General features: G+C 41.0%; 20 protein-coding genes, 1 tRNA gene and 1 riboswitch. Of the genes, 11 read left to right on the top strand and 10 right to left on the bottom strand.

The genetic code is table 11. The features are described 5' to 3' along the window. Positions 1-159 precede the first annotated feature (159 nt). Positions 160-606 (top strand): MarR family winged helix-turn-helix transcriptional regulator, encoded by a 447-nt coding sequence (locus tag NST01_RS05955; RefSeq protein WP_212356482.1) that lies wholly within the window; start codon positions 160-162, stop codon positions 604-606. Between the two features lie 32 nt (positions 607-638). Further along, positions 639-1,583, top strand: coding sequence for an acetyl-CoA carboxylase carboxyltransferase subunit alpha (locus NST01_RS05950; protein WP_212356484.1), 945 nt, complete (start codon positions 639-641; stop codon positions 1,581-1,583). A 107-nt stretch (positions 1,584-1,690) separates the two neighbouring features. Here the strand turns inward: NST01_RS05950 and hemB are convergent, their stop codons facing one another. The 4 genes from hemB to NST01_RS05930 all read right to left on the bottom strand — a co-directional run bounded on the left by hemB (position 1,691) and on the right by NST01_RS05930 (position 5,466). Continuing rightward, on the bottom strand, positions 1,691-2,686 hold the full coding sequence (gene hemB / locus NST01_RS05945) for a porphobilinogen synthase (protein ID WP_326114278.1): 996 nt from the start codon (positions 2,684-2,686) through the stop codon (positions 1,691-1,693). A 285-nt stretch (positions 2,687-2,971) separates the two neighbouring features. Then, positions 2,972-3,044, bottom strand: a tRNA-Val gene (locus NST01_RS05940). 128 nt (positions 3,045-3,172) lie between these two features. Then, positions 3,173-4,351 (bottom strand): cystathionine beta-lyase, encoded by a 1,179-nt coding sequence (metC, locus tag NST01_RS05935; RefSeq protein WP_017367031.1) that lies wholly within the window; start codon positions 4,349-4,351, stop codon positions 3,173-3,175. Further along, positions 4,348-5,466, bottom strand: coding sequence for a methionine biosynthesis PLP-dependent protein (locus NST01_RS05930; RefSeq protein WP_249476635.1), 1,119 nt, complete (start codon positions 5,464-5,466; stop codon positions 4,348-4,350). The genes metC and NST01_RS05930 overlap by 4 nt, the downstream gene beginning before the upstream one ends. Positions 5,467-5,545: 79 nt before the next feature. Further along, a riboswitch (SAM riboswitch) is annotated at positions 5,546-5,667 on the bottom strand. A 220-nt stretch (positions 5,668-5,887) separates the two neighbouring features. Between NST01_RS05930 and NST01_RS05925 the strand changes: the two genes are divergently transcribed. Genes NST01_RS05925 through NST01_RS05915 form a run of 3 tightly spaced genes read left to right on the top strand, consistent with a single transcriptional unit; the run spans position 5,888 to position 7,637 of the window. Then, positions 5,888-6,628, top strand: a complete 741-nt coding sequence (locus tag NST01_RS05925; protein ID WP_249476636.1) for an esterase family protein — start codon at positions 5,888-5,890, stop codon at positions 6,626-6,628. Between the two features lie 52 nt (positions 6,629-6,680). Next, positions 6,681-7,196 (top strand): YjcG family protein, encoded by a 516-nt coding sequence (locus NST01_RS05920; protein ID WP_017359656.1) that lies wholly within the window; start codon positions 6,681-6,683, stop codon positions 7,194-7,196. Positions 7,197-7,202: 6 nt separating this feature from the next. Beyond that, positions 7,203-7,637 carry a GNAT family N-acetyltransferase gene (locus NST01_RS05915; protein ID WP_008348412.1) on the top strand — a complete coding sequence of 145 codons (435 nt, stop codon included), beginning with the start codon at positions 7,203-7,205 and terminating at the stop codon, positions 7,635-7,637. A gap of 83 nt (positions 7,638-7,720) precedes the next feature. On the opposite strand, the gene NST01_RS05910 is transcribed toward NST01_RS05915, so the two are convergent. After that, positions 7,721-7,978: a hypothetical protein gene (locus NST01_RS05910; protein WP_008348414.1), complete on the bottom strand. Its 258-nt coding sequence runs from the start codon at positions 7,976-7,978 to the stop codon at positions 7,721-7,723. A gap of 126 nt (positions 7,979-8,104) precedes the next feature. Between NST01_RS05910 and NST01_RS05905 the strand changes: the two genes are divergently transcribed. Continuing rightward, on the top strand, positions 8,105-10,414 hold the full coding sequence (locus NST01_RS05905) for an ATP-dependent helicase (RefSeq protein WP_138825556.1): 2,310 nt from the start codon (positions 8,105-8,107) through the stop codon (positions 10,412-10,414). Positions 10,415-10,430: 16 nt separating this feature from the next. Here NST01_RS05905 and NST01_RS05900 read toward each other — a convergent pair whose 3' ends face one another. From NST01_RS05900 to NST01_RS05880, 5 genes are all read right to left on the bottom strand, one after another. Then, complete coding sequence (locus NST01_RS05900; RefSeq protein WP_008348417.1) at positions 10,431-10,688, bottom strand: stage VI sporulation protein F; 258 nt, start codon at positions 10,686-10,688, stop codon at positions 10,431-10,433. Between the two features lie 136 nt (positions 10,689-10,824). Beyond that, complete coding sequence (locus NST01_RS05895; RefSeq protein WP_008348419.1) at positions 10,825-10,962, bottom strand: YjcZ family sporulation protein; 138 nt, start codon at positions 10,960-10,962, stop codon at positions 10,825-10,827. A gap of 84 nt (positions 10,963-11,046) precedes the next feature. Next, positions 11,047-11,268 carry a hypothetical protein gene (locus NST01_RS05890; RefSeq protein WP_008348420.1) on the bottom strand — a complete coding sequence of 74 codons (222 nt, stop codon included), beginning with the start codon at positions 11,266-11,268 and terminating at the stop codon, positions 11,047-11,049. A gap of 84 nt (positions 11,269-11,352) precedes the next feature. Further along, a complete protein-coding gene (locus NST01_RS05885; protein WP_008348422.1) occupies positions 11,353-11,481 on the bottom strand; it encodes a hypothetical protein in 129 nt (42 codons plus the stop codon). A 71-nt stretch (positions 11,482-11,552) separates the two neighbouring features. Further along, the gene (locus tag NST01_RS05880) at positions 11,553-11,903 is read right to left on the bottom strand and encodes a DUF1360 domain-containing protein (protein ID WP_019743061.1); all 351 of its coding nucleotides are present in this window, start codon (positions 11,901-11,903) and stop codon (positions 11,553-11,555) included. A gap of 177 nt (positions 11,904-12,080) precedes the next feature. Here NST01_RS05880 and NST01_RS05875 point away from each other — a divergent pair, with 177 nt between their 5' ends. The 5 genes from NST01_RS05875 (at position 12,081) to NST01_RS05855 (ending at position 14,716) form a co-directional block, all read left to right on the top strand. After that, a complete protein-coding gene (locus tag NST01_RS05875; RefSeq protein WP_007498962.1) occupies positions 12,081-12,467 on the top strand; it encodes a spore coat protein in 387 nt (128 codons plus the stop codon). Positions 12,468-12,511: 44 nt separating this feature from the next. Continuing rightward, a complete protein-coding gene (locus NST01_RS05870; RefSeq protein ID WP_008355377.1) occupies positions 12,512-12,847 on the top strand; it encodes a hypothetical protein in 336 nt (111 codons plus the stop codon). An 88-nt stretch (positions 12,848-12,935) separates the two neighbouring features. Next, positions 12,936-13,421, top strand: a complete 486-nt coding sequence (locus tag NST01_RS05865) for a spore coat protein (RefSeq protein WP_008348431.1) — start codon at positions 12,936-12,938, stop codon at positions 13,419-13,421. Between the two features lie 147 nt (positions 13,422-13,568). Next, positions 13,569-14,060, top strand: coding sequence for a CotY/CotZ family spore coat protein (locus NST01_RS05860; RefSeq protein ID WP_008348432.1), 492 nt, complete (start codon positions 13,569-13,571; stop codon positions 14,058-14,060). A gap of 212 nt (positions 14,061-14,272) precedes the next feature. Then, a complete protein-coding gene (locus NST01_RS05855; protein ID WP_008348434.1) occupies positions 14,273-14,716 on the top strand; it encodes a CotY/CotZ family spore coat protein in 444 nt (147 codons plus the stop codon). Positions 14,717-14,720: the final 4 nt, after the last annotated feature.

Here is a 14,720-nt window from a genome sequence, read left to right as displayed (position 1 = left end):
TCAGGTGGATCGACTATGATCAATCCACTTAAACCATTTTAACAAGAAGAAATCTCTTGTCCATGTTGTCATATGGGCTGACGTTAAACTTGTGAAAAAAACATATTCATGTATAATACAATTGATGTATCATACATGAATTTTAGGAGGGTGACCTTTTTGAAAAGAGAAGATGCCTTAAAACTAAGATCAGATATTAAGAAAATGATTATAATAACTGGGGTTTTTGAATCTCAAAATTTGCCCAATGGACCATTTGAAAAACCTCTACCAACTTCTCAAATGATGGCGTTAGAGGAACTAGAGATGGAAAAATTAACTGTTTGGCAACTATCCAATAAACTTAGATTAGAGACTTCAACTGTAAGTAGATTGGTAGATAAGTTAGTAAAAAAGGGACTTGTTTATCGTGAAGTAAATGAAAAAAACAGAAGAGAACTTTTTCTGCACCTCACAGAAAAAGGTCACATTACTGTTAATCGCTTAAGAGAACAATCCCTTACATTTTATCAACGTATCCTCAATAATTTATCAGAGTCAGAACAAAAAATAGTTGTGGATGGTTTTGAATTATTTATTGATTCTATTTCTAAGTCTATTGATTAGAGTGAGGTAAATCATACCCTTTGGAGGATAAAATGAGTTTGGATTTTGAACGTCCTATGATTGAACTAAAAGAGAAATTTGATGAATTAAAGAAAATGATGAAAGAACATAATGTAGATTTATCATCAGAAATTCAAGAATTAGAAAAACGTTTAAATAAAATGCAAGATGAAATTTATTCTAATCTTACACCTTTTCAACGAGTTCAAATTGCAAGGCTACGTAACCGGCCCACGACATTGGATTATATACCTTTATTGTTTACAAACTTTTTCGAACTTCATGGTGATCGATTATATGGTGATGATCAAGCAATGATAGGTGGTATTGCAAAATTTAAAGGGATGCCCGTTACGGTTATTGGTCATCAAAGAGGGAGAAGTACAAAGGAAAATATAGAAAGAAATTTTGGAATGTCACATCCAGAAGGATATAGAAAAGCGCTAAGACTGATGAAACAAGCTGATAAATTTAATCGCCCTATTATTACATTTATTGATACGATTGGCGCCTATCCAGGCAAAGGGTCTGAAGAACGTGGAATTTCTGAAGCGATAGCTCGAAATCTATTGGAAATGGCTACACTTAAAGTGCCAATTGTTTGTATTGTAATTGGAGAGGCATCAAGTGGTGGAGCTCTTGGTATTAGTGTCGGTAACCATATCCATATGTTAGAGTATTCATGGTACTCGGTCATTTCGCCAGAAGGAGCAGCATCTATCCTATGGAAGGATGCTAAGTATGCTCCAGAAGCTGCTAAACATATGAAAATTTCAGCAAAAGATTTAAAGCATTTAGGAATTATTGATGAAATCATTCCTGAAATTAAGGGTGGAGCACAAAATGATATAAAATCACAGGCAAAATTGATTGAATCTGTGATTGAATCATCTCTAAAAAAATTGATACGATTATCCTCGGAAGAGCTTATACAACAGCGATATGAAAAGTATAGACAAATAGAGAATTATAAATGAAAATACTTAAAATCCGTATCGGATTATCTTCCATCAATACTTTTTCTGAAGGTCCTCAAATCCTCCTCATAAAAAAACAGACCACGCAGGGTCTGTTTTCATTTTGCCTATATTTTTTGAGATTCTCCATCTCTCAATCGCTGCGCCATATCTAAAGCAAAATAAGTCAAAATGCCATCGCATCCGGCGCGTTTGAACGCCATTAATGATTCTTCAATTACAACATTTGCATCAAGCCAGCCATTCTGAATAGCTGCCATCAACATTGAATATTCTCCACTAACCTGGTAGGCAAAAGTAGGAACTTTAAATTCAGATTTCACCCGATGTATGACATCTAAATAAGGCAGCCCTGGTTTTACCATGACCATGTCCGCGCCCTCATTCAAATCAAGCGCTACCTCTCGAAGGGCTTCATCGCTATTGGCAGAATCCATTTGATAGCTTTTTTTATCCCCAGACAATACATTCCCCAGAGCTTGACGGAAAGGACCATAGAAGCCAGATGCATATTTTACCGCATACGATAGAATTCTTGTATTGACCAGTTCCTTTTCTTCTAAAGCACTCCGTATAGCACCTATACGCCCATCCATCATGTCGGATGGAGCTACAACATCAAACCCAGCTTCCGCAAGGATGATGGCTTGTTCGGATAATCTACTTACACTTTCATCGTTTACGACATAGCCATTACGTAGAATTCCGTCTTGCCCATGAGTGGTGTAAGGATCTAATGCAACATCACCGATTAATCCCAGTTCCGGAAATGCCCTCTTAAGCTCGCGGGCAGCCCGACAAATCAAATTATCCGGATTTGTCGCCTCACTCCCATCAGCATCTTTTTTTTCTGGATCGATAACAGGAAATAGCGCAACTGCTGGAATTCCCAATTCTACTGCCTGTCCCACGTGCTCAATAAGACGATCTAGTCCGACTCGCAACTGCCCTGGCAGCGAAACAATTTCTTCCTCTCCCGGTCGTTCCCGAACAAAAACTGGCCAAATGAAGTCATCAGCCGACAACCGATTTTCGGCAACCAATCTGCGGCTCCAGTCATTGTTTCGATTTCTTCTCATCCGAGTGGACGGATAACTCTCCATTAATATCATCTCCTACTGTTTTTTACCTAGTGGTTTTATTATTGCTCAATTATATACCGACTTTAAACAAAAATCCCGATTTTCGGCTGGAATTAACTTTTTCCTGTCTATATAGTACCTTAGATTGCTGACTTAAACCTTAACAGACGTAACGATCCACTTTGCAGAACACTTTCATCGTTTTGGTCCTAAGAATACTTAGAAACAACCTGATGGATAAAAACTGAACAAATATTCATTACCCACAAAACAAAAAAAACCCTTGCTAGGCAAGGGTTTAAACGATGATTCCGACTGGGCTCGAACCAGCGACCTCTACCCTGTCAAGGTAGCGCTCTCCCAGCTGAGCTACGGAATCGGGTTATGTATCAGTTCTGGGCTTTCTGTTACTGACAGTCTCTATTATATAACCATCATGATCAGTCGTCAATGGTTTTGTTCAAAAAAGGCACAAAGCCGGTATCCATACCGGCTTTTTACTGACGTTTATGATTGGTTCACAAGAACTGGCTTTAGTTGATCTAGTGCTTGTTTGAAGTCCCTTTTGAGGTCTTCTCCGTTTTCTACGCCCACACTTAATCGAAGTAAACCATCCGTGATGCCTCTTTTTTCTCTTTCTTCTTTTGGCATAGCGGCATGGGACATTTTGGCCGGATAGGAAAGAATGGATTCGACTGCTCCGAGGCTGACGGCGAATACAGGTAATGTGACGCCATCGACCAATTCTTTGACAGCCGCTTGGTTTTCTAGTTCAAATGAAAGAACAGCACCTGCACCGCTCGCCTGTTTCCGCTGAATGTCTGCCCCTGGGTGATCATCTAATCCCGGGTAATATACTTTTTTGACCGCAGGATGTTCTTTGAGGAATGAAGCTAGTTCTAATGCGGTTTGACTGGCTTTTTCTAATCTGACTTGAAGGGTCTTTAATCCTCTCAGCACAAGCCAGCAATCCTGTACGCCAAGTACCGCCCCGAAGGAGTTTTGCAGTGAATAAAGTTCGTCTCCTAGCTTCTCATCTTTCACCACGGCTAAGCCTGACAGTACATCACTGTGGCCGCTTAAAAATTTCGTTGCGCTGTGCAGCACAACGTCTACACCAAGGTCCAGCGGACGCTGAAGCGCAGGCGTTAAAAACGTATTATCTAAGAAAGTCAGACAGTCATGTTCTTTCGCAATCTGTACGACACCTTCAATATCTGTAATACCGAGTGTAGGGTTTGACGGTGTTTCCATGTAAATGACTTTTGTATTTGATTGAATGCCTTGTTTCACTTCATTCAAATTTGTCATGTCCACAAAGGTATGCTCAATCCCAAATCTTGAAAGAACTTGGGTGATCATTCGGAAAGTCCCGCCGTACACATCTCTTGTGACAAGGACATGATCTCCTTTTGATAATAGAAGAAAAGCGGTTGAAATGGCTGCCATGCCTGACGCAAAGGCAAGCCCTCTCGTTCCTCCTTCTAGCGCTGCAATGGTATCCTCTAATGCCTGACGTGTAGGGGTGCCTGATCGGGAGTAGTCATATTGACCAAAGTCATCGAAGCTGCTTTGGTGAAACGTCGATGCATGTTGAATCGGCACACTGACTGCACCTGTGGAACGGTCTGTTTTAAACGCATTATGAACGAGTTGTGTTTCTAGTGTCCAATCATGTGTGGTCATTTCGTGTGTACCTCCTCTTTCACATTTGATAGTGCCTGTTTTAAGTCTGCTTTTAGGTCCTCCACATGCTCAATCCCGACTGAGAAACGGAGCAATTTGTTACACACACCGTTTGCAATACGAATCTCTTCTGGGATGTCCATATGGGTTTGCGTTGCAGGATACGTAATGAAGCTTTCGACTCCGCCAAGGCTTTCAGCAAAACAAATCGTTTTCAGCTGCTTCAAAAATGGATTGACCCAGTCCTCTTTGGCTACTCGGAATGACAGCATGCCTCCCTTTCCTGGGTAAAGGACATCTTGAATTTCCGGCTGCTGATTTAGAAAGTCAGCTAATTCTTTCGCATTTGCTTCGTGCTGGCGCATTCTCAGCGCCAATGTTTTCATTCCTCTCATTAAAAGCCATGAGTCAAATGGAGATAAAACCGCTCCGATGGCGTTTTGATGCTGGAACATGTCTTCCGATAGCTTCTCTCCTTTTGTGACGACAAGTCCGGCAAGAACATCGTTATGTCCGCCTAAATATTTGGTGGCACTATGAATGACAATGTCCGCTCCGAGTGTAATCGGTTTTTGCAAGACGGGCGTATAAAAGGTGTTATCCACAATGACCAATGCACCGTGTTCTTTTGCGATTTTCGCAATCTTTTGAATATCCGCTTCCTGCATGAGTGGGTTTGTTGGCGTTTCAATAAAAACGGCTTTTGTATTTGGCGTCATTTTAGAGCGTAAACAGTCTTCATCTGAAAAATCATCATAAACAAAGCGCAGTCCGTACTTTTTCCATTCGTTTTCAAATAGACGGTATGTACCGCCATATAAATCTGATGAAACAATGAGTTCATCCCCGCTCTCAAACAGCGCCATGATCGTTTGGATGGCAGCCATTCCTGAACTGAAGGCAAAACCGGCCGTTCCTTCTTCGAGTGAAGCAATCGCATCTTCTACAAGCTGCCTTGTTGGGTTTTTCGTCCGAATATAATCAAATCCTGTTGATTCCCCAATGCCTCTATGTCTGTAAGCTGTTGAAAGATAAACGGGAGGACTGACAGTTCCAGTCGCCTCTTCGCTGCGGTTTCCAATTTGCGCTAACTTCGTTTCCACATGTTCTGTCATTTGACACCATCCTAAGTAAAAATCTAATTTCAAAACAGAAAAACCCCTTCTTCATAAGAAGAAGGGGTTTAATCGCTTCCTCTTATCTTCCAAGCAAAAAAGCTGCTTGCTGGATTTAGCACCTTGGTACATCACATGAAGTGATGCATACCGGTTGCTGAGGTTTCAAAGGGCCAGTCCCTCCACCTCTCACGATAAGAATGTGTTGTCTGTCTGTTCTAATTCTTAATACTGTAACGCATTAAACCTCATTTTTCAAGGGGAAATGTAACGATTAATTAAAATTTTCTGTATTTTGCAGCAGATTGGATGTCAGCCAATTTGATTGCATGTTAGCATATAGGAACAACGCTGTTTTTCGTGTTACAATGAATGGAAACGTTTCACTTATGATGAATTTGGTTAGCTGGAGGAATGGATTATGGTGAAGAAAACAGGCATCATTCAAGAAGAAACCTTACAGTCAAAAGAACTTGGGGCAGATATGACCATTTTGATTTATTTGCCAGTCAATTACTCCCCCCTTTATACATATCATGTCATCATTGCACAGGATGGTCATGATTATTTCCGTCTAGGTAAAATAGGCAGACAGGCGGAAGAATTAATGCAAAACAAAGAAATGGAACGCTCGATTATCATTGGTGTCCCATATGAAAATGTGACTGAAAGGCGAAATACGTATCATCCAGACGGACCAAAGTTCGAGGCGTATAAACGCTTTTTGGCAAATGAACTAGTTCCGTATATTGATGAACACTACCCAACGTATCAAGTTGGATCAGGTCGTACATTTATCGGTGATTCATTAGGTGCTACGATCTCACTTATGACAGCCATTGATTATCCTTCGTTATTTGGCGGATTGATTTTGCAGTCTCCTTACGTGGATGAGTCGGTTCTGCAAACAGTCAAACAGTCATCATCCCTTGCTCACTATGCCATTATCCATCAAATCGGGTTAGAAGAAACAGCTGTGAAAACGACAGATGGGCAAGTGCTTGACTTTATTCAGCCGAACGAAGAATTAAAGATCCTTTTGGAGAAGTCAGGTGCGGATTATTTATTTGAGACATTCGAAGGCGATCATAAATGGACGTTTTGGCAGCCGCTCATTTCACCTTCGTTAAAAAGAATGCTCCCATATTCGTTAATCAACTGAATTTTGTTATAATAAAAAATAATAAATACTTTCTTAATCAGGAGGGAACATGATGAAATACGGAGTTGTTTTATTTCCATCAAAAAAATTGCAAGACATTGCGAACTCTTATCGGAAACGTTATGATCCGAACTATGCACTCATACCACCTCATTTAACATTAAGAACACCTTTTGAATTAACGGATCTAGAAGCAGCTGAGGTCGTCTCCACCTTGCGAGAGTACGCAAAAAATGCTTCTCCTATTACGTTACGTATTAAAAAATTCAGTTCATTCGCTCCTGTAAACAACGTGATTTATATGAAAGTAGAACCGAACGAAGAATTAATGGCTCTCAATGAGAAGTTGTACACTGATCCGCTTGCTGGTACACCTGAATATGCGTTTGTTCCGCATGTGACAGTGGCTCAAAAGTTATCAGACGATGAGCATTCAGACGTTCTAGGCACATTGAAGCTGAGAAAAATTGACCACGAGGAAACGGTTGACCGCTTCCATCTTTTATATCAATTAGAGAACGGTTCTTGGACCGTTTATGAAACATTTATCTTAGGAGAAGAGGGTTAAAGACATTTGAATACAGTCATCGTAAAAGAACAAACACAACGAGAAGATGCTTATTATGTTCGAAAAGAAGTTTTCGTAAAAGAACAAGAAGTCCCGTTAGAGATCGAAATTGATGAACTTGAGGACGAAGCCATTCACTTTGTCATTTATAATGATGACAACAAACCACAAGCTGCTGCTAGACTGCGCATAATTGAAGGTCATAAGGCAAAGCTTGAACGAATTTGTGTATTAAAAGAGGCGCGCTCTTTCGGTCTTGGCCACCAGCTTTTAGAAGCACTTGAGTCTGAAGCGATGGCAAACGGAGCGAAAGAAGCTGTCATGCATGCACAAGTCCAAGCTCTTCCTTTCTACGAAAAGAAAGGCTACAAAGCCGTTTCAGAACCGTTTGAAGAAGCAGGAATTACACATGTCAAAATGACAAAAACACTATCCGTTTAACGACAATAAAAAGCCAGGGCATCATGGATGCTCTGGCTTTTTATTGATTCCATCTCGTTCGCTCAGGAAGAAAGCGCAGTCATTTAGACGTAAGTATTGATATGAACGCCCTTACCTTCTTCCATAAACATATCTCGTACAAAGCGTTCCCGCTTTTTTTGCTGTACTTTCGTTTCCGCTTCTGTCACTAAGTCCTCTTTTTTCTCCAGCTCTCTGTATACCTTGTCATGAAAGGTGCGGGTGACCTTCGTCACTTTCGCATAGTCTTCTTTATCCTGAGGAGCAGGACGATTGATATATTGAAAATACAGATCCGGCTGAATCGGGGCTATATATCCCATCAAGAACGCCTCCTTTGCTTCTCTTCTACTCTACTATTCCCTAATTATGACTGTTTGAAACACGCCTCATTTGATATGATTAGATGTGTTTCTTTTTAAGATTGATTGACTATTGGAGGACTAGCTTTGAAATGCGCACGACGACATGATCGAACGATCTCATTACATACATATTCGAGAGAACACTATCAATTCCTCCATGATGAGGGCAAAAAAGGGCATTTATCTTGCCCATATTGCGGACAACCCGTCTTTTTCAGATTAAATATACATGAAGAACCTGCCTTTATCCATAAGCAAATATCTCAGCAAGAGATTTGCGAAAAAAGAGAACAACAAGAGGAAAAGAAACCGGCTGAACGAGAGGAAGAGGCATCCTACAAAGAACTTGGCGGCTTTCGCTTTCCAACCGGCAAACAGATCATCTCACAAACAGAAGAATCGGATGACTGGCAGGAACCACGATCCATTCAATTTGGCGAAACCTTTCATTTAGAAAAGAATGAAGAAGTGCATACCATTGACCTCTTTCCACACATCACCTTTAGCGCACCGCAGCTCCAAGCTGTCACACACAAAGACGGTCCGATGCTTGTGCTGGCTGGCGCCGGCAGCGGGAAAACAAGGGTACTGACAGCAAGAGCTGCTTATCTGATGTCGCACCATCAAATCCCTGCTCACCATATCCTGCTCGTGACCTTCACCACAAAAGCAAGCAGTGAAATGAAAGAAAGACTACGTATGCAGTATCAGCTTCATCCTTCACAGGCGAGCCAAGTTGTGACAGGCACATTCCACAGTCTATTTTATAAAATGTTGCTTCACGATGATCGGGGCAAATGGAACGGACAGCATTTGATTAAATTCGACTGGCAAAAAGAGCAGTATATTCGCAAAGCGATCATGCATGAAGGACTTGATGAAAAAGACTATCCAACCGATCAAGTGCTGCAATCAATCGGCTATTGGAAAAATGCTTTTTTACCAAACGAACTTCCTGAGCTGAAAGATGAAAAGGAAAAGCAAATGTGGACAATCTATCAGTCATACGAACAGCAAAAGCGTGAAAATCAACAATTTGACTTTGATGACATGGCGATTGCCTGTTTACACATGCTGACTAAGCAGCCTAAATTGCTCAAACAATATCAAGAACGATTCAAGTATATTTTAGTAGATGAATTTCAAGATATTAATCCCGTACAATATCAATTAATCCAGCTTTTAGCTGGAGAATCCGAGCAGTTATTTTGTGTAGGCGATGATGATCAAGCCATCTATGCATTTAGAGGAAGCAATCCTGCTTTTATTCTTGACTTCAAACAGGACTATCCTTCGGCCGAGATCGTCCATTTACATGCAAATTACCGCTCTCATCATACGATTGTCGCAAGTGCAGACGCCATTATTAAGAAGAACCAGCATCGTTACGAGAAAACGTTAAAAGCCGTACGCGTGGAGAAAATTCCGCCGACTCTTTTTTATCCATATGACGAGGAAGAGGAAGCGACCATGATCGTAGCAGATATTCAGGAGAAAATTAAAAACGGTGCAAAACCGAATGACTTTTGCGTGCTGTTTAGAACGAATACAGGAGGCCGCGCGATTTATGAACGTCTTCATCAATCGGCGATTCCGTATCAAACTGATGCTGGCGTAAAAGCCTTTTATAGCAGAAGAATTGTTCGGGTGCTGCTCGCTTTTCTTTCGCTCAGTCAGGATGCAGATGATGTCGCCGCAATGAAGCTGCTGCTGCCCGTTTTCTTTTTAAAGCAGCAAACACTGAATACCATGAAGGCACTGACCATTACGGAAGATTGTTCTATGGTAGAGGCACTTGGAAAGCTAACAGACATTCAGCCGTTTCAGCGCAAAAAACTGCAATCGATCGTTCCCCTGTTTCGTACGTTAAAATCGTTAAAGCCATCTGAAGCTGTAGCGTTTATTGAACAAAGGATGGGACTTGGTGATTATTTAAAAAAACGTGTGAGTGATACGAATGTGCTTGAAAAAGGAACTGATGATGTACGAGATGTGAAAACAGCGGCGAAACGTTTTGAAACGATTGAAGCCTTCCTCGCTCATGCCGAACATATGAAATCTGCTGAAAAGGAAAAATCAGATGAACCAGGCGTTCAGCTCATGACGATCCACCGTGCGAAGGGACTAGAATTCCAAACAGTGTACATCACGAGCGTGGTTGATGGGGCGCTCCCTCATGACTTTGCACTTGATGAGCTGAGAAGCGGTGATGAAGAAGCCATCGAAGAGGAGCGGCGCTTATTATACGTTGCCATGACGAGAGCAGAACAATCCCTTTATCTATCCGTTCCATCATATAGAAGAGGAAAAACGGCTCACCGCTCCCGCTTTTTGTACCCTCTTTTAAAGAAAAATCGTGAATTATTCACACAAAAACAACAGGCCCCCCTTTAAATGGAGAGCCTGTTGTTTATTTTTTGTTGTTCATCATTTTAGCGATTGTATTAAAATCAAGCTTTTCTTTTCCACTTGTAATCGATTGAACGATTTTGTCTTCCATTTCTTTAGGTACACGTTTGTTTGCAAGCTGCGCCACTTTTTTAATGACACCTCGAACGGTATTCTCATCTTTAAAGTTCGCGTTTTGCAAAGAACCTGCAAGCTTAAAGACATCATTCATATTTACACCTGTTTTATTTTCCACGCTTTTAAAGAATTTATTATCCATTCCTTTGCCTCCTCTTTGTGGAGTAATCACCTTACTATATGAAAATAGGCGAGATATGTGCCTATCCTGCTGCCTTGTTAGCAAAGAGAAAGGAAAGCAAAAGGCTTCCCTATTGCTTCCCTCACCTTCTTACTGTTTAGTTAAAGAAAGAAGCACCAACGATGATTAGAAGGATGAAAAGCACGACGACAAGAACAAAAGTTGAACCATAACCGCCGCCGTAGCCGCCACCATAACCTCCGCAATAACCGCCACCGTAACCGTAACAACTCATATTTAAGCACCTCCTCTTCTCCCTTACAAAATATGAAAAATACATGAAATGGTTTGGACGATCACATAAAAAAGTGCGGAATTTTTATTTCTGCTGTTTAAAGACGTAATCTGCCTCTCCATGACGGATCATGAATGCTTCTGTTTCTTTCGCAAAAGTATCCATTTTCTCGCCAAATGCTTTTAAGTGCTCTTCAAGATCCTTCGCTTTGTTCGCTAGATCCATTTCAGCTTTTTCGTGCGCTTGCTCTTTCCCATCATGGGGTTTAGTGAACAAGGAACCGATTAATTGTTCGAATGCATCCATTCTGGTCACCCCTTCTCTCTTACATATGCATCACCCAAAAAAAGGGCAACAAAAAAACCGGATAAATCCGGCTTTTGTTTTTCTCTATTGAGGTTTCTTTTTCTTCCCGCAGCCGCAGCCCGTCTTCTTGATTTTCTTCGTATATACAGATTGTTGATTTGACTGCGCTGGATACCCTTGAAGCATATGTGACGGTGTTTCAGTTGGTTTCATCGCAACCCTTCCTTTCCTATTCCATGTTAGTATATGCATTTTCTTTAAGCGTGTCTGATCAGAATGCCTGTTTATTTCACAAGCTTTGACACGACTGCTTCAATCAAGCCTGCTGCGGCGGCAATCGCTAATAGTAAATTAAGCCACATGCTGATGACAGGAAAAAATATGTATATCGCAAGTAAAGCAGCAGTGCACCACATACCCGTACACCAATAACAGCTTAACAGCTCTCCTATCCAAGATCGCAGTCCCTTCCCCTTAATGACGATATAGGTCTCGACTTCACCTTGTTCGTTTACCTCTTCTTGCTCTTCATGAAATAGACGGCGAAAGGGGGCTGTAATCGTATCAAACACGATCAATCTCGTCAGCCTAAAGGATGCGAGGGCAAATATAGCAAATGACAAAGCGCCGCTCATGGAACCTCCACCTCCTTCATTCTTCTTTTTCCGTCCTTTCTTTATATATGCAAAAAGAAAGACCGCCATGATGAATCGAGTGGAAATAAAATTGGGTTGTACTTTTTCATGCTTTCCGATTCCACCTTGAGCCTCTGCTGCATTAAATAATGTATAGATAAGAAAGGAGTGAAAGTATTGTCTATTGAAGAAAGTGCTGATTTATTATACACACAACTGTTAAACGAATTAATCAGCAATTATGATGATTTCATCGAGATCAAGGATTCCGAAAATGTCACGATTCATAAAACAGATGTAACAGCCGCACTCTCCCTTCAAGCGACCGTAACGACAATCATTACTCTTTTAATTCAAATTCTTGTACCAGATGATGAATTGGCTGCAGACATCACAGAACAGCTTTTAGCTGCACAACAAGTGACAGTTCAAAAGAAAACAGTGATTCAAATCATCAATTGTTATAACGTCACGATTACATTATCTGATGCATCCATTATGAACTCCGTCCAAATTCTCACTCAAACACTGAATGTACTTTTAGTTGAAGCCGGCATTCTTTGACCCTTTCTTTTTCTAACATCATGTATGAAAGAGGTGAAATAATCGTGGCTGAAGAGAACGAAAAAAAGGAGTTTCAAATCAACACTGATGTTGATCCATTAACAAGCCTTCTTGTGAGTGATATTTTAAACAAAAATAATGTCACAGATGATCAGAAAGCAAACCTTTCAGAAGATCAAAGAAGGATGATTTTGAAGCTGGTTCAGGATTTACAAAAGAAAGCAGATGATTTCGTACAGCAGCAGCAGGAGAAAAAGCGTCAGGCAGAGGCAGCAAAACATGCAGAAGAGGTCGAGCCTGAACCACAAGTGCGCCCTAAACGAAATTCACTTCGAGATCGTATCCAGCAGCGCCGTCAAGCGCAGCAAAATAACGATTAAATAAAAATGGGTTGCCTGCTAGGATAAATGCCCGAGACAAAACCAATCATTCCAGCATTTAATAAAGTAAACGGAAGGAGGAAAAGAAATGGATTCTAAACCATACTCTTGGGTCGCTCTAGATCGTAACTGTACACACCACGGCGATTACCATCATAACTACGAAAGAAAAGCAGTTTGTGACGGCCACTATTATGATGATGAAGATGTTTTACAAGACTTTGATCAAGTGAGTGTCACAAAGCAGACATCTGAGGAAGTCATTATCGTTAGAGATTCTTGTGACATTAACGTTTCTTCTGTTGATGCACAGGTTGCAGCATCTATCCAAGCAGCTGTTCAAACAGCGATCATCACCATTACAAACATCTCAATCGCTGATGGTGACCTAGCTGACCGCGTCACGCAAGATCTCTTACAAGCAGCTAGCCACAAACAAACAAATCGCCAGAAACTTGTTATCGAAAACTCTAGAAACGTTACAGTCTCTACAATCGATGCGGACATCTCTATTGCCATCCAAACGCTTACACAGACACTTGTTGCGACGATCGTTGCAATTGGTATCCTCTAATGTACAAAAGCAGAGCGAAAAGCTCTGCTTTTCCTTTTTCTAAAAATACAACAAAGATAAATAGTCATTTACCCACACCAACTAGAGGGCGCATACATATGTTGTTAAGGACTAAAGTCAAATACCTTGTTAAAGGAGCTGAAATCCATGAGCTGCGGAAAACACCATGGCCGACATGATGAAAACTGTGTATGCGATGCGGTTGATAAGATTTTAGCAGAGCAGGAAGCTGTAGAAGATAAATGTCCTACGAGCTGCTACAGTAATTTATTAAGCCCGACAGTTTCTGGAAAAGATACGATTCCGTTTTTACTTTTTGATAAAAAGGGCGGATTGTTCTCTACTTTCGGAAACATTGGAGGATTTGTTGACGATTGCCAATGCTTCGAATCCATTTTCTTCCGGGTTGAAAAATTGCATGACTGCTGTGCCACATTATCTGTATTAAGACCTGTTGATGTACACGGACATACGCTAAGCGTTTGTCACCCTTGCGATCCTGACTTCTTTGGTTTAGAAAAAGCGGACTTTTGTATCGAAGTTGATTTGAACTGTTTCTGCGCGATCCAATGTTTAAATCCAGAACTTGTCGACAGAGTCATGCCAACAAAAGATAAAAAGCATCATCACCACGGCTAAACCAATCGCCCGCTCATCTATCTTGTCATAAGTCAAAGCATCCCCTTCCTCACGAATGACAACCAATCATGCGGAGCAGTCAGCAAAAGGCGGCCGCTTCCGCATTGATTGACATTAGATGCATCAACCGGCGAGACACGTAATAAAGCTTATAGATGATGATGACAGTGCTCAAACACTCAAACAAATTTCCTTGTATAGGAGGGTTGAATATGAGCCGCAAACATTCATGGAACTGTGTAGCAGAGGCTGTTGAAAACATAAACGACTTACAAAATGCCGTCGAAGAGGATTGCCCGACCAGCTGTTACAGCAATCTCCTTTCTCCATCACATTCATTAGGTGACACTGTCCCGTTTGTTCTATTTACCTCAAAATCAAAACCATTCGTCGCATTCGGAAACGTCGGAGAAGTAGATGCTGGCCCTTGCTTCAGCACTGCATTTTTCAGAGTCGAACACATCTCTGATCACTGCGCAACACTCAGCTTGCTTATTGCATTTGACAAAGATCGTCATATTTTAGATTTTACAGATAAAGATTCCGTATGTGATGTGTTCCGTTTAGAAAAATCAAAATATTGCATTGAAGTAGACCTTGACTGCTTCTGCGCAATCGAGTGCTTAAATCCAAGACTCATCAACCGTAGCTGCTAACAAA

Source organism: Bacillus sp. FSL R7-0166, assembly GCF_038008935.1.
GTDB lineage: Bacteria > Bacillota > Bacilli > Bacillales > Bacillaceae > Bacillus > Bacillus altitudinis.
Note: the sequence above shows the minus strand (reverse complement) of the source record. Positions and strands in the feature narration are given on the sequence as shown.

Coding starts and splice junctions, on each gene's coding strand:
- NST01_RS05880 (WP_019743061.1), bottom strand. CDS start 11,903: ATGAGCGGCGCTTTGTCATTTGCTATATTTGCCCTCGCATCCTTTAGG.
- NST01_RS05920 (WP_017359656.1), top strand. CDS start 6,681: ATGAAATACGGAGTTGTTTTATTTCCATCAAAAAAATTGCAAGACATT.
- metC (WP_017367031.1), bottom strand. CDS start 4,351: ATGACCACACATGATTGGACACTAGAAACACAACTCGTTCATAATGCG.
- NST01_RS05925 (WP_249476636.1), top strand. CDS start 5,888: ATGGTGAAGAAAACAGGCATCATTCAAGAAGAAACCTTACAGTCAAAA.
- NST01_RS05890 (WP_008348420.1), bottom strand. CDS start 11,268: ATGGATGCATTCGAACAATTAATCGGTTCCTTGTTCACTAAACCCCAT.
- NST01_RS05895 (WP_008348419.1), bottom strand. CDS start 10,962: ATGAGTTGTTACGGTTACGGTGGCGGTTATTGCGGAGGTTATGGTGGC.
- NST01_RS05910 (WP_008348414.1), bottom strand. CDS start 7,978: ATGGGATATATAGCCCCGATTCAGCCGGATCTGTATTTTCAATATATC.
- NST01_RS05855 (WP_008348434.1), top strand. CDS start 14,273: ATGAGCCGCAAACATTCATGGAACTGTGTAGCAGAGGCTGTTGAAAAC.
- NST01_RS05930 (WP_249476635.1), bottom strand. CDS start 5,466: ATGACAGAACATGTGGAAACGAAGTTAGCGCAAATTGGAAACCGCAGC.
- NST01_RS05860 (WP_008348432.1), top strand. CDS start 13,569: ATGAGCTGCGGAAAACACCATGGCCGACATGATGAAAACTGTGTATGC.
- NST01_RS05865 (WP_008348431.1), top strand. CDS start 12,936: ATGGATTCTAAACCATACTCTTGGGTCGCTCTAGATCGTAACTGTACA.
- hemB (WP_326114278.1), bottom strand. CDS start 2,686: ATGGAGAGTTATCCGTCCACTCGGATGAGAAGAAATCGAAACAATGAC.
- NST01_RS05885 (WP_008348422.1), bottom strand. CDS start 11,481: ATGAAACCAACTGAAACACCGTCACATATGCTTCAAGGGTATCCAGCG.
- NST01_RS05900 (WP_008348417.1), bottom strand. CDS start 10,688: ATGGATAATAAATTCTTTAAAAGCGTGGAAAATAAAACAGGTGTAAAT.
- NST01_RS05950 (WP_212356484.1), top strand. CDS start 639: ATGAGTTTGGATTTTGAACGTCCTATGATTGAACTAAAAGAGAAATTT.